Origin of the sequence: Streptomyces sp. NPDC053474 (genome assembly GCF_044544845.1) — a bacterium.
Lineage (GTDB): Bacteria > Actinomycetota > Actinomycetes > Streptomycetales > Streptomycetaceae > Streptomyces.
The window spans coordinates 454,268-476,142 of the sequence record NZ_JBITXV010000009.1 but is presented as its reverse complement, the minus strand read 5'-3'; the positions used below and the strand labels follow the sequence as shown (position 1 = coordinate 476,142).

Annotated in this window: 12 protein-coding genes and 1 pseudogene; 8 read left to right on the top strand and 5 right to left on the bottom strand. The window is 68.6% G+C overall.

Going from position 1 to position 21,875, the window contains the following annotated elements; all coding sequences use genetic code 11:
* The first annotated feature begins 6 nt into the window (after positions 1-6).
* Positions 7-2,460: an integrase gene (locus ACIG3E_RS23845; protein WP_399619799.1), complete on the top strand. Its 2,454-nt coding sequence runs from the start codon at positions 7-9 to the stop codon at positions 2,458-2,460.
* Between the two features lie 78 nt (positions 2,461-2,538).
* The gene (locus ACIG3E_RS23840; protein ID WP_399619796.1) at positions 2,539-3,585 is read left to right on the top strand and encodes an AAA family ATPase; all 1,047 of its coding nucleotides are present in this window, start codon (positions 2,539-2,541) and stop codon (positions 3,583-3,585) included.
* Positions 3,586-3,695: 110 nt separating this feature from the next.
* Here the strand turns inward: ACIG3E_RS23840 and ACIG3E_RS23835 are convergent, their stop codons facing one another.
* Positions 3,696-6,038: a Helicase associated domain protein gene (locus tag ACIG3E_RS23835; RefSeq protein WP_399619793.1), complete on the bottom strand. Its 2,343-nt coding sequence runs from the start codon at positions 6,036-6,038 to the stop codon at positions 3,696-3,698.
* A gap of 420 nt (positions 6,039-6,458) precedes the next feature.
* On the opposite strand from ACIG3E_RS23835, the gene ACIG3E_RS23830 reads away from it, so the two are divergent.
* Positions 6,459-7,523: a hypothetical protein gene (locus ACIG3E_RS23830; RefSeq protein WP_399619790.1), complete on the top strand. Its 1,065-nt coding sequence runs from the start codon at positions 6,459-6,461 to the stop codon at positions 7,521-7,523.
* Positions 7,524-7,780: 257 nt separating this feature from the next.
* Here the strand turns inward: ACIG3E_RS23830 and ACIG3E_RS23825 are convergent, their stop codons facing one another.
* Positions 7,781-10,663 carry an NACHT domain-containing protein gene (locus ACIG3E_RS23825; RefSeq protein WP_399619787.1) on the bottom strand — a complete coding sequence of 961 codons (2,883 nt, stop codon included), beginning with the start codon at positions 10,661-10,663 and terminating at the stop codon, positions 7,781-7,783.
* A gap of 677 nt (positions 10,664-11,340) precedes the next feature.
* Here ACIG3E_RS23825 and ACIG3E_RS23820 point away from each other — a divergent pair.
* On the top strand, positions 11,341-11,958 hold the full coding sequence (locus ACIG3E_RS23820; protein WP_399619784.1) for a hypothetical protein: 618 nt from the start codon (positions 11,341-11,343) through the stop codon (positions 11,956-11,958).
* Between the two features lie 230 nt (positions 11,959-12,188).
* Here ACIG3E_RS23820 and ACIG3E_RS23815 read toward each other — a convergent pair whose 3' ends face one another.
* The 3 genes and pseudogenes from ACIG3E_RS23815 to ACIG3E_RS23805 form a co-directional block, all read right to left on the bottom strand.
* Positions 12,189-12,494, bottom strand: a complete 306-nt coding sequence (locus tag ACIG3E_RS23815; protein ID WP_399619780.1) for a hypothetical protein — start codon at positions 12,492-12,494, stop codon at positions 12,189-12,191.
* A gap of 241 nt (positions 12,495-12,735) precedes the next feature.
* Positions 12,736-14,135, bottom strand: a pseudogene (locus ACIG3E_RS23810) (M1 family metallopeptidase).
* Between the two features lie 38 nt (positions 14,136-14,173).
* The gene (locus tag ACIG3E_RS23805; protein ID WP_399619777.1) at positions 14,174-15,424 is read right to left on the bottom strand and encodes an MFS transporter; all 1,251 of its coding nucleotides are present in this window, start codon (positions 15,422-15,424) and stop codon (positions 14,174-14,176) included.
* A gap of 237 nt (positions 15,425-15,661) precedes the next feature.
* Between ACIG3E_RS23805 and ACIG3E_RS23800 the strand changes: the two genes are divergently transcribed.
* From ACIG3E_RS23800 to ACIG3E_RS23785, 4 genes are all read left to right on the top strand, one after another.
* A complete protein-coding gene (locus ACIG3E_RS23800) occupies positions 15,662-17,602 on the top strand; it encodes a S9 family peptidase (RefSeq protein ID WP_399619774.1) in 1,941 nt (646 codons plus the stop codon).
* Between the two features lie 124 nt (positions 17,603-17,726).
* On the top strand, positions 17,727-19,718 hold the full coding sequence (locus ACIG3E_RS23795; protein ID WP_399619773.1) for a carbamoyltransferase C-terminal domain-containing protein: 1,992 nt from the start codon (positions 17,727-17,729) through the stop codon (positions 19,716-19,718).
* 92 nt (positions 19,719-19,810) lie between these two features.
* Entirely contained in the window at positions 19,811-20,995 is a 1,185-nt protein-coding gene (locus tag ACIG3E_RS23790; protein ID WP_399619771.1) for a cupin domain-containing protein, read from the top strand.
* Positions 20,996-21,114: 119 nt separating this feature from the next.
* On the top strand, positions 21,115-21,621 hold the full coding sequence (locus tag ACIG3E_RS23785) for a DinB family protein (RefSeq protein ID WP_399619769.1): 507 nt from the start codon (positions 21,115-21,117) through the stop codon (positions 21,619-21,621).
* Positions 21,622-21,875: the final 254 nt, after the last annotated feature.

Sequence of the window (21,875 nt, the reverse complement as noted above, 5' to 3'; positions counted from 1 at the left end):
GCGCCCGTGAGCGCATCCGTGGTGGAGCGGGCGTCGCTGGTGGTGCGGCGTGCGCCGCGCGGGGTACTGGTGCGCGGCGACCGGGTGCGCTGCCGCAGCAGGGTGTACGTAGTGGCGGGCCTGGACGGGGTGACGGTGCATCTGGCCCCCGTTGGCGGTGAGCAGACCCCCGTCTCGGTGCCGCTGGCGGTGCTGGCCGCCGCCGTGGACTTCGCGGTCCTGGACGAAGCGGGGCAGCCCGTCGCCCAGGCCGAGCTACCCGACTTCGCTGCCCTGGAGGGCGTCCCCGCCCCTGCGGCGGAAGCGGCGCAGGCGTGGTGGCGCGCGGTCATCGAGGTCGACACCGGGCTGCCGCCCGACGCGCCCGCGGGGGCGCGGCCGCGGCCCATGTACGACCCGGCCACCACCACGTTCATCGAGCGCTACCAGGCCAAAGCGGCGGAGCTGCATGCCGTGCTGGGCTGGTCGGTGTCCTGGCAGACGGTGCAGGCCAAACGGCTGGCGTACCGCAAGAAGCGCACCGTGGCGGCGCTGGTGGATGGGCGCAGCACCAAACAGCGGCGGCTGTACGGGCTGACCGATGCGCGCGTGGTGGACCAGCTGCTGATGCTGGTCGATCGGCAGCGGCGGCGCATGGCCACACCGAGCGACGCACGCAAACTGTTCAAGCAGCTGCGGCGGACGGTGCGCGCCGCACACGGGGAGTCGGTCAAGGTCCCGGCCGAGCCGACGCTGTACAAGCTGCTACAACGGCTGGGCATCGATGCCCGAGACCTGGGCGGCAGCCGGGGCGGTCGCCGCCTGGCGAGCCCGGGGTCGGTGCCGCCGTTCTCGGTGACGTCCGCGACGACGCCGGGCGAGCTGGTGCAGATCGACTCGACCGATCTGGACATCTGGGTGCTGGGCGATGACGGTCAGCCGGCTCGCGTGGAACTGACCTGCGCGGTATGTGTGGCGACCCGCAGCATCATCGCCGCGGTGGTGCGCCCCAAGCAGTCTGGACGGCGGGGCAAACGCCGCAAGGGCGGCCGGGGCGGCCTGGTTGGAGCGCCGCGGCGCAAGGGCCGGGCCACGAAGGCGGTGGATGCCTGCGAGCTGCTGGCCCAGGCCCTGGTACCGGCACCGATGCGGCCCGGGTTCGACGCGGCTGTCCACGCCAGCGCCTCCGACCTGCCGTTCGAGGAACTGGTTGCGGTCGATGCCCGGTTCGCGCAGGCCGCGGCCCGGCCGGTGATCATCCCGGATCTGATCGTCATCGACCACGGCACGGTGTTCGCCGGGCGGACCTTCTTCGACGCATGCGAGTACCTGGGCATCTCGGTGCGGCCGGCGCGCAAACGCACGGGCCAGGACAAGGCGATCGTGGAGCGCACCTTCGGAACGGTGAAATCGAAGTTCAGCCAGCACGTGAACACCTACACCGGTAACGATCCAGTGCGGGTGCGGCGGACCGTGGACGGCGAGCGGCTGTGGACGCTGGCCGAACTCGACGACATGCTCCAGCAGTGGATTGCGCTGGAGTGGCAGACCACGCCTCATCCCGAGCTCGCCGATCCGTACGACGCCTACCTGCCCGAGCTGACGCCGAACCAGATGTACGCCGCCTGCGTGGCCGTCGACGGCTATCTGCCGATCCCGCTGACCCGCGACGACTATCTGCGGCTGCTGCCGACCGCCTGGGTGGGGGTAAGCAAGCAGGGCATCCGGTTCAAGAACCGCACCTACGACAATCTCGAGCGCGATCCGAAGAAGGGGCTCAACCCCTGCCGCGGAGTCCGCTGCGGGCTGCAGGGCAAGAGAAGAGGTCGGTGGGAGCTGAGATACTCGCCCAACGACCTGTCCCGGGTGTGGCTGCGTAACCATGACACCAACGAGTGGGTGGAAGCGACGTGGGTGCACCAGCACCTGGTCGGGCAGCCGTTCACGCAGTTTTTGTGGGACATTGCCGCCTCCCAGCATCTCGAGCGGGGTGGCCGGATCATCGACGAGGAGGCCATCGCGCACGCGCTCGCCGAACTGCTGGAGCGCGCCGCCCAGGGCCCGGACCGTGCCGCACGGGTGCAACTGCCCGATGGCCATACGCCCGTGCCGCCGCCGGCGCCGGCTGCAGCGTTCGACCCGTATGCAGGGCGCGCCCCGCTGGACCGCTCTCAACTGCTGGCCCTGGACGCGGAATCGGGCAGGGACCCGCTGGACTCGGAGTCGGACGGGGACCAGCTGGCGCTGGACGACACCGGCCTGTACGTGGCCGGCCAGGCGCAGGCGGTCATCGACTGGGACAGCGGGCCGGTGGCCCCGGACGCCTCACTCGCCGCCTGGGAAAGCGCCCCGGCCGGTGGGGCAGCTGGTGAGGGCGATGAGGACCTGGCCGCCCGCTACCGGCGGATCATCGCCGACATCCGCCAGACGCATACCACCGACGAAAAGGACGGTTACGACGATGGTCACGGCGTGGCGTGAGCCTCGTGCCAGGCGATCTGGGCACCCCGGGCGTGCCAGGATCGCCGGCTGGACAAAGAACGGAAAGGGAACTTCGTGATGGAGGCGGACAAGGCCAGCGAGGAGGAGCTGCTGCTGGCCCGCATGAGCGAACCGGAGCCGATGTTCCTGGCCCCGCCAGCCCCTTTATGGCCCGAGGACTGTCATGCCTGGCGGGCGCTGGCCGCCCGGCTCGCCAAGCCGCCGGACCTGGCCGACTGCGCACCCGAGGGAACGAAGGTCACCGAACACGACCCGCGGCTGCTCTACCACGGGCACATGAACATCGTGGTCACGCCGGCGATCACCGAAGCCTTGAAGGTGGTGGCCACGCGGGTGTCCGCCAACCGGCAGCGTGAGGGCGGCAAGGTCGGGATCATCGTGGAAGGCCCGCGTGGCACCGGCAAGAGCGCCCTGCTGCGGTGGATCGGCGTGCACTGGGAACAGAAGCTTGCCAAGCTGTACGGGCCGGACGAGAACCGCATCCCAGTGATCACGCTGAACGTGCCGCCGACGGCTCGCGGCAACCGCAACTGGGCGGGCACCTTCGCCCGTTTTCTGGGCCAGGAACGCGAGAGTGGGGATCCGACCGAGTCCGTCATCCGTACGATGCGCAAGGCCCGCACCCTGCTCGTCCTCATCGACGGCATCGAGCGACTGCACACCGCTGTAGAGGCGGAACTGGCGTTCCAGTACCTGGACATGATCAGCGAGGAGACCGGTGCCACGTTCGTCTACTGCGGGCGCGGCGCACGCTCCATCGTCGACCCGCTCACCCGGGACAACGACATGCCCCTGGAACCGAACGAGCAGCCGTGGGGCGATCACCCGGTGCTGCGCACCAGCCGGATCGGCTTCAGTGACGAGGAGACCCGCACGTTCGCCGTCATCGTCGACCGGTTCGACAAGAATTTGCGGCTGTACCGGCACACCCGCGGCGACCTGTTGGAGCTGTCGCAGGACCTGCACACCCGCAGCCGCGGCAACATGCGGATGCTGTCGCATCTGATCTGCCAGGCGGCGCAGAAGGCGATCCGCTCCCGGCAGGAGCGCATCACTCTGGAGCTGTTGGACTCGATCCCGCTCGGCGGTGTCGTGCACTTGTGACCTGCTCCCCCGCTCCCACCGCCGCATCCTGCCCCGCCGCTCCGGGCGGCAGGGAGCGGCGGCGGGGGCGTGCGACGGGGCCGCGGTCGCCTGGCCGCGGCCGACTGCGGCTAGCGGGGCGGTTGGGGGCGCTTGCGGCGTCCCAGGCTGGTGTCCCAGACCATGCGCAGCGCTTCCAGGGCGCGGCGTTGCTCTTCGGTGAGCACCTCGGGATGCTTGCGGCACTGGTGGATCCACTCCCCCAGCGGGAAAGTCTTTGACTGCTCGCCGCCGTTGCCCCACCACCAGGGCTCCTGATGGCGGCGGGGAACGTCGATATGGCCCTCGCGGGCCAGGAACGCGCCGAGGTGTCCCAGGCCCTCGTAGAAGCGGTGGCGTTCGGGGTCGTGGTAGCTGTCGTAGTAGACGCCGTCGGGCAGGGGTGGGATCCCCAGCTGGAGCAGCAGGTCCTGCTGGGCTTCGTCCAGACGGAAGAACTTCAGCCGCTGCTTGTAGATCCAGTTCATGGTGATGCGGTCCTCGCGGCTTGCGTGCTTGGACTGCGAGGTGAACCGCCAGCCGGCGGTCTGGGCAAGTGCCTTGGCACGGGCGTACTTGCGCTTCCAGTCCATCCAGGGCGCGTTCCAGTGCGGGTCGAGGGCGGAGAGCGCCTGCTGGTGGGCGTCGGGCAGCCGGCCGGCAGCGGCTTTGCGGCGCTGGGTGGCCAGCCATGTGCCCAGCCGGTGGCCGCCGATGTCGGCCTTGACCGGGACGGCGAGGTGGCCGTGCTCGGCCGCCCAGGCGCGGGCGTGCTCCAGCATGGAGTCGAAGGTCTGCGCCGACGCGGTCCAGGGCAGGCCGAGCGCGTCCAGGGCCTGTCGGTGTTCGGCCGGCAGACGGTCCAGGAAGTGGCGCAGGCGCAGGTTGCTCATGCACTCGCCCAGGGCGAAGCCGTCCGGGTCGGTGTAGTCGGCGGGGACGTTCAGATGCCCGAAGCTGGTGCGGTAGCGGGTGGCGGAGGCGAGGGCCTGCTCCCAGGTGCCGATGGCCGGCAGGGTGATCTCCAGGCCGAGGGCGCGGGCCAGTTGCGCGGCGCGCTCGGGATGGGCGTAGTAGACGGCCCGCCGCTCCGTGGTGGTGCCGCTGTACGTGCGGGCGGGCAGCGCGATGCGGTCCATGAACGATTTGTCGTGGGCGCGCAGCGCCTGCAGGAGGGTGATCAGGTTCGCGAACGCAGAGCTGTGCAGCAGGTCGGCGGTGTCGGTGCCGGGATGGAGGTAGACCGGGAAGATCAAGGTGGTCTTCTTCCCGGCGCCCGGGGGCTGGCGCAGGCCGCGGCCGACGGCCTGGATGGCGTCGATGGTGCTGTAGCGCGGGTCGGCGAAGACCACGGCATCGACGTCGGGCATGTCGACGCCCTCGTTCAGCACCCTAACGTTGGACAGCACCGCGCAGTCCCGTTCGGGATCGGCGAAGTCGTCCAGCAGGTCGCGACGCCAGTCGCCCGGCTGCTGGCCGTGGATCGCCTGCGCCCACAGGTTCTCGATGCGCAGTTGTTCACCGACCTCCAGGGCGGTGTCCGGCAGACAGGCGGCGAAGGCCTCTGCGAGGGCGACGCGGTTGTGAAAGACCAGGACGCGGCGCAGCCGGTGTTCGGCGATCGCCCGCAGCAGGGCGACCTGGGCGGCGGCGTTGCGCAGCCCGTTGTGGTGGGCGCTGGTGGCGGGACGGCGGGCGGCAAGGATGGCGTGCAGGTCGCTGTCGTCGACGATGGGCATGATGACCTGGTAGTCGGCCAGGATGCCGCGCTCGATGGCCTCGGCCATGCCCAACTCGAACACGGTCGGGCCGAAGATCTCGCGGTGGTCCATGGTGGCCAGCGGCATGCGCTCCATGAACGGCAGCAGCTCGGGCTGGGCCGGGGCACCCCAGATCCTGGGCGTGGCGGTCATGTAGAGGCGGGTCTTGGCAGGGATCGCGGCGTCGTCGTGGACGGTGCCCCAGCCGTCTCCGAAGGCGGAACAGGTGCGGTGGGCCTCGTCGGCGATCACCAGGTCCCAGGGCGGCAGGCCGTGCTTTTCGTGGGCACGCTGGATGGGGTGCAGCGAGCCGTAGGTGGCGAACACGGTGACCGGGCCGCCGACGCGCATCTCGCGGGCAATCGCCCTCGGATGACGGGTCAGCACCGCCTCGCCGGGGGACAGCCCGCTCTCCCGCTGCCGCAGCGAACAGACCCCGAGCGCCAGCCCCGCCCGGCCGGCCTCGCGCCAGCGGCTGATGGTCTGCGTCACCAGGGCTTTCGTCGGCATCAGCACCAGCACGGCGCCCTGGGGAGCCAGACGCTGCGCAGCCTGCTGGGCGATCAGGGTCTTGCCGGTGCCGCAGGCGGCCACCACAGTCATGCGCCGCTCACCGGCGGCCACGGCGGACTCGATCGCGGCGAGCGCGTCCACTTGGTGCGGGCGTAACTCCATACCGTCTCCTCACGGTCCGCCGAGGCGCCGCCTAGGGCGGGCCGTTCCGGGCAGGGCCCTCAGATCGCGCGGGAATGTACCGGCCGGGCCTGCCGCCCCGGGCGGCGCAGCGAACGGTTTCAGCCAAAGACGCGTCCAGTGCGGGACGTGGTCGCCGAACGCGCCACGTGCGCCAGCCGGACGTCGTAGAGAAGTACCGGGACGGGCGGTGTTGCTTGGCAGATCCCGTCTGCTGGGGCGGCGACAGTTGTCTGTCGTGCTTGCCGCACGTGCGCGGGCGGTGCAGAGCGGTACTCCGGTTGAAAGCAGGCGAGAGGGAGGAGTGTGAGAGTGGCAGCGGCCCGTCCTCCCCGTTCCCGTGCGGCCCGGCCGCGCCGGGCGAAGGCCTGGCGTCCGGCGCAGCGGTTGGGGCGGTCGCAGATGCCGTTCATCGGAGGAGAGTCGACCGGCTCCTACATGCGCCGCCTGGCGGACCTCAACGGCAGCATCCCGGACGAAGAGTTCTGGCTCATGGTCGGCGCCCCGCTACGTCAGGGCGGGGTACCGAGCGACCCTCGTTACGGCGATGGCTATCTGAACCCGGCCGCACTGGAGCGGCTCGCCGTCATGGCCGGACGTCAGGTTGCCGAACTGCAACGCGCGCTGCCGAACCTGCGCGGCCACCGGCTGCTGCCGGTGGACGGGCCGCCGGTGTGGGACTGGCCCTGGGATACAGACGGCTGCTTCCTGGTGCGGGTGTGCGAGCTATGCGCCCGCACCAAGGGCACCAGCCTGGACGCCTACCTGGCCAGTGATGCGACCTGGCAGGTGTGCGCCCGCCACGGCCGCTGGCTGGACAACCGCCGCGAACCCGGAACCGCCGCCTTCCCACTCACCGCGCTGCCCGAGGTCGTCACCGCCCACCGGCTGCGGCTGCAGTTGGAACGGCGCCTGGGCGCGGGCGGCCGCGCCATGTTCGCTGACGCCTACGCCATCACCTCCTGCTGGTGGAACATCCCCGCCCTCAACGCGCCGGCGTGGCAGGCCCGCAGACGCGCACTGGGACACGCCGGGCGCGACGAGCTGCGCGTCGCGCCGCTGGTGTTCTACCCGGAGGCCGTCCACCTGGCCCGGGCGCTGGCCGCGCGGGAACGGCGGCGCCTGCGCCGCACCCTGACCTTGGACGAGGACCACGCCTGGCTGGAGCGGATATCGCTGCTCCTTGAAGAATGGGGCATCCCAGCCGAGGGCCTGGACCTGGTCGGGATCTGGGTCGGCCGGCATCCGCTCCTGCCGCAGCCGCGGCACACACGCCAGACCCGAACCGCGACGGAGCGGCTGGCCCACGGTCGCCACCGGCGCCTGCCTCTGCACACCCCGCACACCGAACAGACGCTGCAGACGACGCTCGACGAACGCTCCTGTCTGCCCTGGAAATTGGGCCAGATGATCACCACCGAGCTGACGGCCGCCCCCGGAGGCTGGACTCTGCACGGCCGCGCGTAAGGACAGGCTGTGACTGCCGTGTGCCCAGCCCGCCCCTTGTCGACGGACTCCAACGGCGACGTTCTGGTCCGCCGCCTCCGGGAGCTGCCCAGCGCAGCGGGCGTCAGGGAACGCGCCTGTGACGAGTGGCCTCGGCACGGGCCGGACGAGGCGAGCGCAATCTTGGTCCAACAGAGGTGGATCGCCGCGGGCATGAGCGGGATCAGCGGCATACCACCGGCCCGGCGTGGCGCCAGAGGCGAACCTCGGTTCGTGCGTCAGCGGCTTGTTCCCGGCTGGGCTGGGCGCCTGGCCCGCACGCCTGGTTGCGGCCGGTTCTCCATTTCGATGAGCAGCGACCTCTGCCCCGTACACCAGTCGGTGAACCAGTCTGGAACCGTTCCAGACGTTTGCAGGGTGCGCAGTTCTTTGAGGCTGAAGGGGTCTGCTCCCGAAATCACTGTGCGGCCAGGGCCTTCGGCTCGCGTGGCGGCCACCCGGTCAAACCACGGCTGGCCACGGACGAAGTCGACATACTTGTGGAAGGGGTGGTAGGCGGGCACCGTCACTTCGAACAGGGCACAGCAAGCCCAGATGAGGGCGTCACGGATGTCACGGTTCTGGGTTGCCTCGGCCAGCTTGTCAGGCGCTGGAGGGGAGATGCCCTCACCGATGCGGGCGAAGGCCGCCCTGAGGAACCTGCCGTCCACCCGTGGCAGGCTGGCTCGGATAGATGCGCCGAACGCAGCTGTGACCCTGCCCGCACCACTGTCCTCCCCCACCTCGCCGAGGAGCTCTTCCATATCCAGGAGAACCGGCCCCGGGACCGTCTCGCCGAATGCCTGGAATCCCAGGCCCCACTCCCATGCAGTCGGAAGCTCGCCGAGGTCCACCAGTTCGTTGCGCAGCAGGTAGGCCAGGAGCGGCGGATCCTTCAAGCCCGGATTCCCCATCCCCAGGGCCACCTCGTACATCTGCTGGTCCCACTGGGGATCGAACATGAGGACTTCCCCCCGCCAGTAGAAACGCGCCCATCTGGCGAGCGCTTGTCTGCCATGGAGTGAGTCCGTGCGGAGCTTGGCGATGAATCTGTTCCTGGGATCTCGGGAGAGTTCAAACACCGCCAGTGCCGTGTCCCGGCTGGATTCCAAGCTGGCGGTGTCCCAGGTGTCCAGGAGAACGTCGAAGATGGCGTCGGTCGACTGAGGGGGCAAAGGTGCGGCGTTCATGACGCGCAGGCACAGCGAGAGGTGCTTCGCCGAGGCCTGCTGGCTGCTGTTCTTTGACCTCTCCATGAGGCTGGAGACAATGTCACGTGCGCCGCCGTCGTACTTGTCGTCGGCGCACTGGAAGATCACATCGACTAGTACTGAGCTGGCGTCCCGGTCGTAGGCGAGCACCATCTCCTCGACCACCTCGTCGAGGGTGCGTGCACGCCGCACGAGGGCCTCCGCGGCGAAGTACTCCATGAAGGTGCGGTGGGTGAAGCCGAACAGCCTGTGATCGACGGAGTCCGTGCCCTGGTAGGACAGCAGCCAGGCCCGGTCCGCGCAGAAGTCCAGGAAGTCCTGCGCTCGGGATCTGGCATCGACTTCGTCCACCGAGGCCGTGTCCGTGAAGAAGGTGGCGATCAGCTTCTTCAGCTGTCCTTCCTGCACGCCGGCCTGCGCCGCCTGGCTCTTGTAGAAGAAGAGCGCGAGCTCCTGCATCAGACGGGTCCCGTAGTGCCGGTGATCCATCGGCTGCTCGATGTGGCGCATGGCGTCCCACCGCTGGAACAGCAGGTCAGCACAGGCCTCGTACACCATGCGGCGGTTGCGTGGAATGTATCCGCGGGCGCGGTACAGGGCGCACAGCAGGGAGAGCATGAGGGGGTTCGTGCGGATGTCGGGGACGTTCTCGGTCTCCCTCAAAAAGGCCAGGCGGTCCTGTTCCGATCGTCCCGTGCTCCCGAACCACTTCTCGGTGTACTGCCCGACCTGCTCCAGGGAGAAGTCATCCAGTTCGTAGATGGCGAAGTGCCGGGTGTCGAACGGCGTCTTGCTGTAGCCGACGCGTCGGGCCGTGATGAGGATCGGGATGAGCGGGAACCGGTTAGCGAAGGCCTCGATGGTCCGTACGAAGGTCATGCGGCGTCCGACGTCCACGATCTCGTCGATACCGTCGAAGATCACGAAGGAGCGGCCGAGCGTGGCCAGGTCACGGATCTCCTCCTCCTGCACGTCCAGTTGGAGGTTCTCGCGGAGGGAGCGTGTGATCGCCGAGACTATGTGCGCGGTCCCGTCCGCGCCGGGGACGTCCTTGCAGGACACCACGAGGGGCGCATAGGCGATGCCGGAGCCGGGCCGTGAGAGCTGGTGGACGAGGTTCTGGGTCATGGTGCTCTTGCCGACGCCCGGGTTGCCCAGGACCACGCAGCGCGGGCGCCTCAGAGGCGAGACGAGGAAGGAGTCGTCGCGGAACTCGTCCGAGCCGCGTTTGCGCAGATTGCGCTGCACGTACAGCACTTCATGGTCGAACCGGGACGTCTCGCTGGCGTGGCTGAAGGTGTGGGCGAGGCTGAGCTCGGCGTAGCGGCGTTCCGACGCGGCTCGGATGTCTGTCAGTACCTCGCGGGCGCGCTTCACTCGGAGCGAGGAGCCGAGGATGTCGACGATGTCCCGGAAGGCGGCATTGGGCGGAGTGTCGCTGCCCGACACCTGTGGTGCGGCGCCGATATAGGCGGTGACTTTCTCCAGGTCGGCGGCGCTGAGCGTCGCGGTGATGCTGTCATCGCGGGGAAAGACGCTCTCCATGTAGGCCATGACGAGCTGCCAGAGGGCGCCTGCCAGCCCGGCCCAGGTGTATCCGTGGTCCTCGCAGAAGTCCTCCGCGCGGGCCGTGAACGTCTCCTCGTACTCCTGGGCGAGTTCCGACAGCTCCCGGTGGGATCTGATGCCGAGCCTGGCGATGAACAGAAACTGAGACAGGGCGACGGTCTCGGGCTGTTCGAGGAACTGCGACACCTGGGTGACCTGGTCCTGGGTCAGCAGGGCGATCGCCTCGCCCGTGCCGTCCGTGAGGAGAAGGCCGCCCCGCTCGTCGGTCTCTTCCGCCCACCACGAGGGGGGAGTGTCTCCTGTTACTGGGGCCGACGACCTCGTCACGAACGCTGCTGCCATGCGTCCGACCACACTGCCCACAATTGCCGGTTCCACCGATGCTCCTCCCCGCGATCTGCTCCACATCCTCGCAGAAGGAACCTCCCCGTCCGCGACCACTCCCCCGTCTCGACGGGCCCAGCCCGGCCTGTCTGAGGCGAGGAGCGAGCGTACGGTGTGGTGCTGGCGTCATTCCACCCTCCTCGTGCGACGACCAGGGACCGGCAATCGATCGAGGTCGGCTTCACACTCGATCCCACCGAGTGAAGAACCCGAGTGAAGAAGAGGTCGGTCACCGCGTGACCAGAACCTCGCTGACGGCCTCACACACATCCTAAAGAGCCACCCAGCTCACCCACCCCGCCGACAGAGACCTCAGCACGCAACAAGCGGCAACAGCCCGGCCCGTGGGCTCCCCGCTCATGATCATCAAGCGCCGCTCTCGCTCACCCCAAGAGCGAGAGGATTATCTATGCAGTTACGACACCCTCTCGCTAACTCCAGCATCGCAGTTCCATGGCCTACGAGCCGTCGCTCCAGCAACCACGCTGCTGAACCATTCCAGTTCAAATGCCATACCAATCAAGATCTAAAACTATCCCTGTGCTTCAAACGGAGCAGGTCAGCCGCATATCAATGTCGTAATTACACAGAAGAACGACAGGCAGAAAGACCGCGCCGCCCGGATCCGGCACACGATGGACGCCCTGCTCCAGTGGCTCTTCGACACCACCAGCGACCAGACACCCGTCAACCCGGCCCTGTTCCTCGCGACCCCGGACTCCTACTTCGCCGGAACCGAGATCAGCGGGACTGATCTGCACCAGGCACTCGCCTACCTGGCAGAGCACGACCTCATCGACCACATCGACACCGACCCGCCCACGGTCGCCATCGCATCCCGGGGCACCAGCTGCGCCCTGTCAGGAGGAAGCGTGCAGGACCACGTCCACCAGCCCCGCCCCAGCACCACCTATAACACCTTCATGGCGAACGCCAAGGGCGTCATCATCGGTGAGCAGCAGCACTTCACCCAGAACAACAACGACGGCGTCGACCCCACACTGTTCGCCCAGCTAGCCGGGTACATCGGCCAGGTCAGCGCCACATTGGACATGCCCGAGACGGACCGCGCCGAGCTGGAGCGCGTCGCCCAGGACCTCCATGCCGAGGCGACCTCCGAGAACCCTGAGCCGGGCCGCCTGCGCCAGCTCGCCACCCAGGCGAAGAACATGCTCGTGGACGCCGGCACCACCATCGCGGCCACGATAGGCGTACAGCTGGCCGATCAGGCCCTCGGCGCGCTCACGCAGTAGCTCGTCTAGCAACACCGCAAGCCACGGGGGATTCACCATGACGCCCGCGGGGCCGGGCCGTACGGGGCTGCATGGCCTAACGATGGTCCGGGCCCGGGTGGCGGGCTACCGCGCCATCGACCTCAGCGCCCGCCTGGGCATCGACGTTCACCCCGTCGCCCGCCCACCGGGGCACCGCGGCTTCGTGATCATTCCACGGCGCTGGGCCATCGAACGCAGCATCGGCTGGCTCATGCACGGTCAGATCGTACACGGCCCCACTGACCTCGCCTCGCCGCCGTCTTCCACGACGTCCACCGCGTCCACCGGACCGCTCCGGGAGAGGCCGGACCCTGGAAGTCCGCGCTGAGCGCGTGCAGTTCAGCGCGACGGGCGAGCATGAGTTCCTCCGGCTGCCGCAAGGTGGTGTCGAGGTGCCAGACCCCACGGCGGAACCGCTGGAAGCCGATGCTCTCCCACAGCGCAGCGATCTTCTTCTTCGTCTGGCGGCGGTACGCCTCGGTGACCTGCTCGCGGTCCTCGGGATGCTCGCCCATGGCCCGGTACGCCGCCACCGCACAACAGCCCCCGGACAGGCGGCGGGTGGCTGGACAGCCAGCGCTGGGCCCAGCGCGAAACCCCTCCACGCCTTGTCGAGGCTGACACGGTCGAGGATCAGCAGATCCCCGACGGGATGTGTGACCGCCTTTCCGAACGCGGCGCTGCAGCCCGTGCGTCCGGAACGGCCAGGACGGCCGAGACGATGAGCGCAGGCGGGCGAGGCGGTGAATTGACGACTCAGGATCCCAGGGGCGGGCGCCCCTGGGTGAAGAGCCAGGTTCTGAACAGTCCGTCGAGTTGCTGGCCAGAGATTGTTTCCGCAAGTGCAATAAACTGCTGAGTGTCCGCATTTTCGTAGCGATGCTCTTTTGCCCACGCTTTCAGGAGGGCGAAGAACGCGCGGTCACCGATGCGCTGCCGCAACACATGAAGTGTCATTGCCCCACGCCGGTACACCGCGTCGGCGAACAGCGTGTCACGCTGCGGATCTCCCACAATGATGCTCCAGAACTCAGAAGGGGTACCCTCGTAGGCTACCTTGAACGCATTCTCGACGGATTGCGTTCCGGCACGGTCAGCCCATAGCCACTGGGCGTAGGTGGCGAACCCCTCGTTGAGCCAAATGTCCTTCCACTGGCGCACGGTGACCGAGTTTCCGAACCATTGATGGGCGATTTCGTGCGCGATCGTGTGTTCATGGCGAACGGGCACGGCATAGGAAGGCTTCGTCTGGGTTTCCAGGGCATACGACACGCCCGGTACGGAATCGACGATGGCGCCCGTCTCCTCAAACGGGTACGGGCCGAAGGGCTGGGTCCAGTAATCGGTGGCCGCGGAAGTGATCTTGTAGAAGTCCAGTTGACCGGCGGGCAACTTCTGGTCGTAGGCCGCGTAGACGGGGACTCCGCGGGGTGTCGTGCCGGACTGCGCCGAGAACTTGCCGATCGCGACGGTTGCCAGATAGGTCGCCATCGGCTTTTGTCCGCGCCAGGTGTACGTGACCTGGCCATTCTTTTCGCGCGAACCCGCAAGGCGGCCGTTCGAGATCGCCGTCAGTCCCTTGGGGACCTTGATGCGGAGGTCGAACGTGGCCTTGTCGGTCGGGTAGTCGTTGCACGGGAGCCAAGTGGAGGTGGCGTTCGGCTCGCCGGTGGTGAAGACGCCGTCGTCAGTCTTCAGCCAGCCGTACTTGGAATCGCCGACAATCGGACCTCCCAGCGGTTGGGGAACCCCTTCATAGCGGACTTCCACCGTGAACGCGCCCCGTCCGGAAGGCCGTGCCGCGGAGTTATGGAGATCTTTCCATCGCATTGCCGGAACGGAGCCGGACGGCCGTTGACGCGGATCTCGGAGACGTGGAGACCGTTCAGATCCAGGGAGAAGGAGGACAGATTCTGAGTGGCCTTGGCGGAGATCGTGGCCACGCCCTTGAGCGCGGATGTCCCAGGGTTGTACGAGAGAGCGAGATCGTAGTGTCGGGCGTCGTATCCACCATTACCGAGAGAGGGGAAGTACGGATCGCCGAGGCCGGAGGTTCCCAGGCTGTAGGGCTTCGGTTCGGCGGCTGCGGCACCGGAGAGGACGACCTGGCAGACCGGGGCGGTGGCTATGGCGACGGAGCAAAGACGCAGACTCATTGTCGGCTTTCGTCTCGAAGTGGTGAATACTCGGGGCGTCAGGTGCGGGCCGCGTCCATGGTCGGCGCGAGGTCTTCGGCCGGGGCCACCACCTTGCGGATGTTCCAGAGAGCCAGCAGGCCCGCTACGCCCAGCAGGGTCGCCTGGACGTCCAGGGCCAGGGGGAGGCCGATCCAGGCCGCGAGGGTGCCGGCGCAGACCAGGCCCAGGGCCTGGGAGGTGTCGAAGATGCTCTGGAGGCTGGCCAGGACGCGGCCGCGGGTCGCGTCCTCCGTGTGCATCTGGGTCACGGACATACGGCCCGCGAAGGCCCCGATCCCCGGGGCACCCAGTACGGCGAAGAGGCCAACGAACCAGCCCATGGTAGTGGTGACATACGCGCTGTTCCAGGTCACTGCGGTCATCACGGAGAACACGACCAGAGACCAGCCAAGCAGCCGGCCGGGTTCGATGCGCCGGGCCAGCGTGCCGACGAGCAAGCCGCCGGCCATGCCGCCGATGGCCTGCACGCCGCGCAGCAGGCCGGTATCGCTCTCCCCGCCGCCCAGCCGGTCCGTCACGAACACCACGAACAGGACCGCGAACAGGCCCTGCGCCAGCCCCATCAGAGCCACCGTCACCACCATGGCCCGCAGTCCGGGCCGGGTCCTGATCTCCCGCAGCCCCTCCAGGTAGGCGCGCCAGGCCGTTTGGTGGGCCGGCACCTTGCGGGTGACCCCGAAGGGCCGCAGCAGCAGCACGATCGCCAGCAGGAAGGTGGCGGCGTCGGCGACGACAATGCCCATCAGGCCGAACCAGCCCAGGACGAAACCTCCGAGGGAGGCGCCGCCGAGCCTGGCCAGGTTGCCGTTGAGGCTGATGAGCCCGTTCGCGGCCGGTACGTCCTCGCACTCGACCAGGGAGGGCAGCAGAGCGTACTTGGCCGGCTGGAACACGGTGGCGAGCGCGGCCTGCACGGCGGTGACGATGTTGACGACGAAGACCTGGTCGGGGCCCTGCACGGTGAGCAGGGGCAGGAGCGCGACCACCTGTGCGAGGCTCACCCACACCATCGTCCGGCGGCGGTCCCAACGATCGGCCAGCACACCTGCCACGGGCGAGAGCAGCAGGGCCGGCAGCAGCTCCACGAGGAAATTCGTCGCGGTCGCCCCCACCGAACCGGTGAGCTGATACACGTAGACCGGCATGGCGACCATGAACATCCAGTCGCCCGTCTCTGAAATGAATCCGGAAATCCACAGGCGGCGGAATCCAGGATTTACCATCGGGCCCTTCAGTGAAAAAGTCATGAGTCCCTCTCGCCCTTCCGCTGCTCCCTGCCCGGGAGGCTCCCCAGAGAGTGTCCTCGGGCGGGTCCCGTTCTTCAACCCGCCTACGATGGCGTGGGGTTGGGCACTATGAGCAGCCGTTCTACCGACTGTTCAAGTGCTTCCGGGCCTCGGTTGAACACCGCGCTTCCGCGTGCTCAGCGTGTTCGCAGTTTCCTTCGTTGACATGCCAAATATCGGCCTTCTAGCTTCGCTGACATGCTTCCCACCGACATCAATCTGCTTCCCGTGCTCGGCCGGCCCACTTTGTCGGGCGACGGTCGTCTTGCGGCCGTGAGTGTTTTCCGGCCGGATGTGGACGCCGACGAGAATTCCAGCGAGCTGTGGGTGGCTGAGACGGACGGGTCTTTGCCGGCCCGCCGCCTCACCCAGGGCTCGAGCGATGGCGCGCCGGCCTTCTCGCCCGACGGGCGCTGGCTGGCCTTCCTACGGCCCGGGCCCAACGGACCCGCGCAACTGCACCTGCTGCCGATGGACGGCGGCGAACCGTTCCCGGTGACCGACCTGCCACTGGGTGCGGGCCAGCCGGTGTGGAGTCCGGACTCGCGCCTGATCGCCTTCGCCGCACGCGTCCCCGAGCCGGGCCGGTATCTGCCGGGTGTGCCGCCGCACAAGGAGCGCCCCCGCCGCATCACCACTCTTCGCTACATGTCGGACGGCATCGGGTTCACCTTCGACCGGCCGCATCAGATCTTCGTCACGGACCCGTTCGCGGGCACACCGGTAACGACGCAGATCACCAGCGGGGAGTACGGCTGCTACGACGTCGCGTGGAGCCCAGACAGCCGGCTGCTGACGTTCGTCTCCGGCCGCCACGAGACGCACGCCGACGACCTGCGCCGGGACATCTGGGTCTGCTCCCCGGACGGCACCGGACTGCGGGCGCTGACCGACGGCGGCCTGGAACTGGGCTGCCCGCGCTTCTCGGCCGACGGCACGGCCGTGTGCTTCGCCGCCGAGACGCTGGACGAGTACAACCGGGCCAGCGGGGCCAACAGTTACGGCCTCTGGTCGGTGGCCGTCGACGGTTCGGCACCGCCGCGCCGGCTCACCGACCCGGAGCCGTACCACCTGAGTTTCGCGAGCCAGATGATCGCGCCCGCCTCCGACGGCGTGTACTTCGCCAACGACTACCGGGGCGAGGTCCACCTCGTCCTCGTGCCCTACGACGGCGGCGAGTCCAGGCCCGTCATCACCGGGCCCCGGCAGGTCAACGGATACACGGTTGCCGAGGGGCCGCAGGGCACCACGATCGCCGCCGTGCTCTCCGACGCCGGGAGCTCCGGTGACCTGGTGGTGCTGCGCGGCGGCGAGGAGCGGGAACTCACCTCGTTCGGGGCCGAACTGCGCGCTCACGCCGGCCTGTTGCCGGTCGAGGAGTTCACCGCCAAGGCCCAGGACGGCTACGTCCTGCACGGCTGGACGGTCCGCCCGGCCGGTCCCGGCCCGCATCCGGTGCTGCTCCAGATCAAGGGCGGCCCCTTCACACAGTGGGGGTACACGCTCAACGGGCCGGCGTCCTTCGAGGAGGCCCAGGTCTACGCGAGCGCGGGCTATGCCGTCGTACTCGGCAATCCGCGCGGCACCTCCGGATACGGGCAGGCGCACGGCCGGTACGCGGCGAGCGACCTGGCCCGCCGCACGGCGACCGACCTGCTGGCCCTGCTGGACGCCGCCCTGGAGGCACCGGACCTGGACGGGACGCGGGTCGGGGTTCAGGGCGGCTCGTTCGGCGGCTACATGGCGGCGTGGATGGCCGCGCACCATGGGGAGCGGTTCCGGGCCGCCATGGGCGAACGCGGCTGCTACGCGATCGACAGCCACTTCGGATCCGCCGACGACGGGGTCAACAACTCCATCGCGCTGTACGGCGCGGACCAGGAGCGGTGGGCGGAGATCAGCCCGCTCACCCATGCTGACCGGATCGAGATCCCGATGCTGCTCATTCAGTCGGAGGAAGACCGGCACACGCCGATGGAGCAGGCCCAGCGGATGTTCGTCGCCCTGCGCACCCGCGGCGTGCCCGCAGAGATGCTGCTGTTCCCCGGCGAGGGCCACGACATGTCGCGCACCGGTCTGCCCAGCCACCGGGTGGCGCGGTACGAGGCGATCTTGGAGTGGTGGGCCCGCCACCTGTGACCCGGCCGCCTTCCCCCGGCCCCGACCGCGCGCCGAAGCAACGCTGATCGCCGACGCGGTGCACGGGGCAGGGCCGACTCAGTTCGTGCAGCCAGCGATTCGATCAGGAATGAGGTAGGCGACGGTGACGGATTCCAGCGCCGGTGAGTACTTTCTCTCGGCTTATCTGACCCCACCGGGCGAACGCTCGGTCATCTCCCCGCGACACGACCACAACGTCTCCCTGTGGCGGCGCTCCGCCGGCTCCGTCGAACTCGTACGGCACTGGGAGCTGGAGCGGATCAGCGGACAGAAGCATCACGCGTGGCCGCTGTTCACGACGGAGCGCACCGAGGCGCTGCTCGACCGGCTGCTGGCGACGGAGGGGCTGTCGACGGCGGACCTGAGCGCCAGCTGGGGCACGCCCGGGCTGCCGGGCCACGCCCCGCTGCCGGCTCTGCCCGGTGCCGAGGAGCTTCCCGTGCACAGCCTGGGACACCTGTTCAGCGGGATCCTGATGGACAGCAGGACCTTCCGGGAGGAGACCATCATCGGGATGGCCGTGGACGCCGCCCCGGACCTGGTGCTGGAGGACAAGCTCCCGCCCTACTACTACGCCGGCTGCGTGTCCGTGAAGGGGCGGATCACCTTCGCCCCCGTGGAGTCACCGGCCCCGCTCTACCACGCGGCCGACCGGCTGTTCGGCAAGGAGCCCGGCACTCTGATGGCGCTAGCCTCAGCCTGCCGTACCGCGATCGAGTACGACGCGGCGGCCGCCGTCGCCGAGCTGGAGCTCTTCGGCGGCCGGGTGCAGCCGTGGGCGGTCTCCTTCGGGCTGGTGAAGAAGGTCATCGCCGAGGCGGAGCGTCAGCTGGGCCAGGACGCGAGGCCGGACTCCAGGTTCACCGCGGAGGAGAACCTGCAGAGTGCCGTGATGAAGGTGGTCCAGGAGTGCTGTGAGCTGATCGTCATCCGCAACGTCGAGAAGCTGGCGGAGCTCGGCGGTGTCCGCACCGAGGGCTCCTATCTGTCCATCAGCGGCGGCTTCGGGCTGAACGTCCAGGCGAACACCCTGGTCCTGGATCGCTTCGGGTTCCGCGGTCTGCTCACGCCGCCGTGCGCCAACGACTCCGGGGTGGGCCTCGGCCTGGGGCTGGTGGGCCTGTACGGGACAGGTGCCCTGGACGGGGCGGACCTGCACATCGACAGCGCGTACTACGGCAGCGACCTGGCGGACGTGGAGGAGGCACTCGCCGAGTTCGCCCCGTGGATCGAGGACGTGTCGGACTTCTCGGCCGACCGCTTCGTGCAGGACCTGACCGACGACGTGGTGGTGTGGGCGGACGGTGCGGCGGAGATGGGGCCGCGGGCGCTCGGGCATCGCAGTCTGCTCGGGGATCCGCGCTCGGAGAAGGTCAAGGACCTGCTCAACGAGTACAAACAGCGGCAGTGGTGGCGACCGGTCGCCCCGATCGTGCTCGCCGAGTACGCGCACGACTGGTTCGAGCAGGACCGGCCGTCGCCGTACATGCTGGAGGCGGCGGTCGTACGCGCCGAACAGCGGGACAAGGTGCCCGCCATCCTCCACCTGGACGGCACGGCCCGGCACCAGACGCTCACCGAGCAGGTCAACCCCCTGCTGTACCGGGCGATCGACGCGTTCCGCGCAGCGACCGGTGTGCCGATCGTGTGCAACACCTCCCTCAACGACAAGGGCGAGCCGATCGTCGACACCGCCGCCGAGGCCCTCACCTTCTGCGTCCGCAAGGGAATCCGGATCGCCTACCTCGGCGGACGCCGGGTGGTCCTGCGCCGGCCGGACGACGCGCGGCTGCCCGTGCCGGCCCGGCCGCGCCCCCGAGCGCAGGAGTACTTCGCCGGGCAGGAAGCGGACCGCGACGCCCTGTGGAACTCCTGGCTGGAGCGCGGCTACACCGAGGGCGCCCTGCTGCTGATGACGGGCACCCCGCAACTCCTCACCGACCCGGGGACCTTCACCCCGAACCGGGTCCGGCTGCTCGCGGAGCGAGTGGCCGCCCAGGACCCCGGTTTCGCGCAGGGCCTCGAGGAGTTCCTCCAGGACAACGGCCCAGGCACCGCCTTCACCGTGGGCGCCGCGCCGCGCCGCGCCGCCTGACCGCCGTCACGGACGAGTCACCGGCGACCCGGACACCGGCCGGGCTCCAGCCAGCAGGCATCCCGACACGCGCCAGAGAGATGGAACGGACCATGACGAGTTACACGTTCGACGACCTCGTAGGGGACGAGAAGGTCTTCTTCGCCGAGTACTTCAACAAGAAGCCGATGCTGCGCAAGGGCGCGCTGAAGGACCCCAAGGGGGTGCTTTCGCTGCGCAGGCTAGACGAGCTGGTCCAGCTGGAGATCATCCGGCCGCCCTACTTGCGGGTCAACCTCAAGGGCCAGGGCGTCCCCGAGAAGGGCTACACCAAAACGCTCACCGTGCAGGGCACGGATGTGACCGACACGGTCGACGCGCAGAAGGTGTACGAGCTCTTCCGCGCCGGCGCCACCATCGTGTGGAGCTCCCTCAACCACGTCGACTCCTCGCTGCGCCGCTTCACCCAGGTGATCAGCGACAAGTTCGGCGCCCGGACCGACTGCGTGGCCTTCCTGACGCCGGCCGGCAAGCAGGGCTTCTCCCCGCACCACGACCCGGTCGACCTGTTCATCGTGCAGACCGAGGGCACCAAGCGGTGGCGGCTGTGGAACCCGCCGCAGGTGCGCCGGGCGCAGGCCGCGTCGTACACGGCCGAGCAGCTCGGCGAGCCGGTGATCGACGTGCTGCTGGAGCCCGGCGATGTGCTCTACCTCCCGTACGACACTCCGCACGCGGCGGCGGCGGAGGAGCTCGCCTCCGTCCACCTGTCGATCATGATCCGGCCGCGGATGTGGAAGGACCTGCTGCTGCAGACCTTCGAAGAACTCGCCGTCGACCCGGAGTTCAACGAGTTCCCGTACATCGGCGAATCCAGGGACAGTTCGGTGGAAGAGGCCTTCAAGGAGAAGGTGCGCGCCCTCATGGCCAGGTTCGAGGAGATCGAACCGGCCGCGGAACTCGACCGGTTGGCGGAACTGGGCCGTCGTATGCCCGGTAACTCCATGGGCCATACGTTCCGGACGACGGCGGAACTCGACACGCTGGAGGCGGGATCGGCGCTCCGGCTCACCGACGTCGACGTGGAGTTCGGTGCGAATCAGGACGGGCGCGTCCAGATGACGGTCAGCGGCCATAAGGTCGCCGTTCCCGCACCGGTCGCCGAAACCCTCGCCGGAATGAGCGCGGGCGACCACATCATCGCCTCGGACGTCTTCCCCGGCGCGGAGCCGGCCCGCGCGGCGAAGACGGCCAAGGGCCTGGCGCGGCTCGGTCTGCTGGAGATCGTGGCGGCATAGTACGTACCGGTACACCGTCGGCGGACACCGCAGCCGTACGGCTTCACCACACGGTGGGGCCGTACGGTTGCTGCGGATCGCGGCGGACATGACGACACGACGAGCACGCAAGGATCACAGTGACAATCGAACGCGTTGGCCCTCCCATGATCGCCGACGAGCGTGAAATGCTCCGCGGCTACCTCGAGTTCCACCGTGCGACGCTGGCCCTGAAATGCGAGGGCCTCACCGACGAGGAGCTGCGCCGGCAGTCGATGCCGCCCTCGACGCTCTCCCTGCTCGGTCTGGTGCGGCACATGGCCGAGGTGGAGCGGTCCTGGTTCCGCAGAATCATCGACGGCGAGGACATCCCGCTCGTCTGGTCTGACGATTTCGACTTCCAGGTCGCCTACGACGCCCGCGAGGCGGACCGGCAGGAGGCCTTCGACGCCTGGCGAACGGAGATCGAGCACGCCCGCCGCATCGAGGCGGCTGCCGAGTCCCTGGACGTCATCGCGCACGACCGTCGCAAGAACCACACGGTGTCGCTGCGCATGGTCATGCTCCACATGATCCACGAGTACGCCCGGCACAACGGGCACGCCGACTTCCTGCGCGAGGGCATCGACGGATCCGTCGGCGTCTGACGCACCCCCCCTTTTTTCCGTACGCGAATTCCGTACACAAGAGAGCCGTTTTTATCCGCGCCGACGTGGATAAAAACGGCTCTCTTTGTTTTCCGAAGGTGTTCGACCGATCCCCGTCATCAGTTGAACACCCGCGAAATGGCCTTTGAAGTGGGCTTCTTCAATTCACCGTACAGGAACGGGAGTTGAACAGTCGGCGGGGATTGCGTCCGCTCCCGGAAATGGGCCACTATTACATCACCGCCGGGAACGAC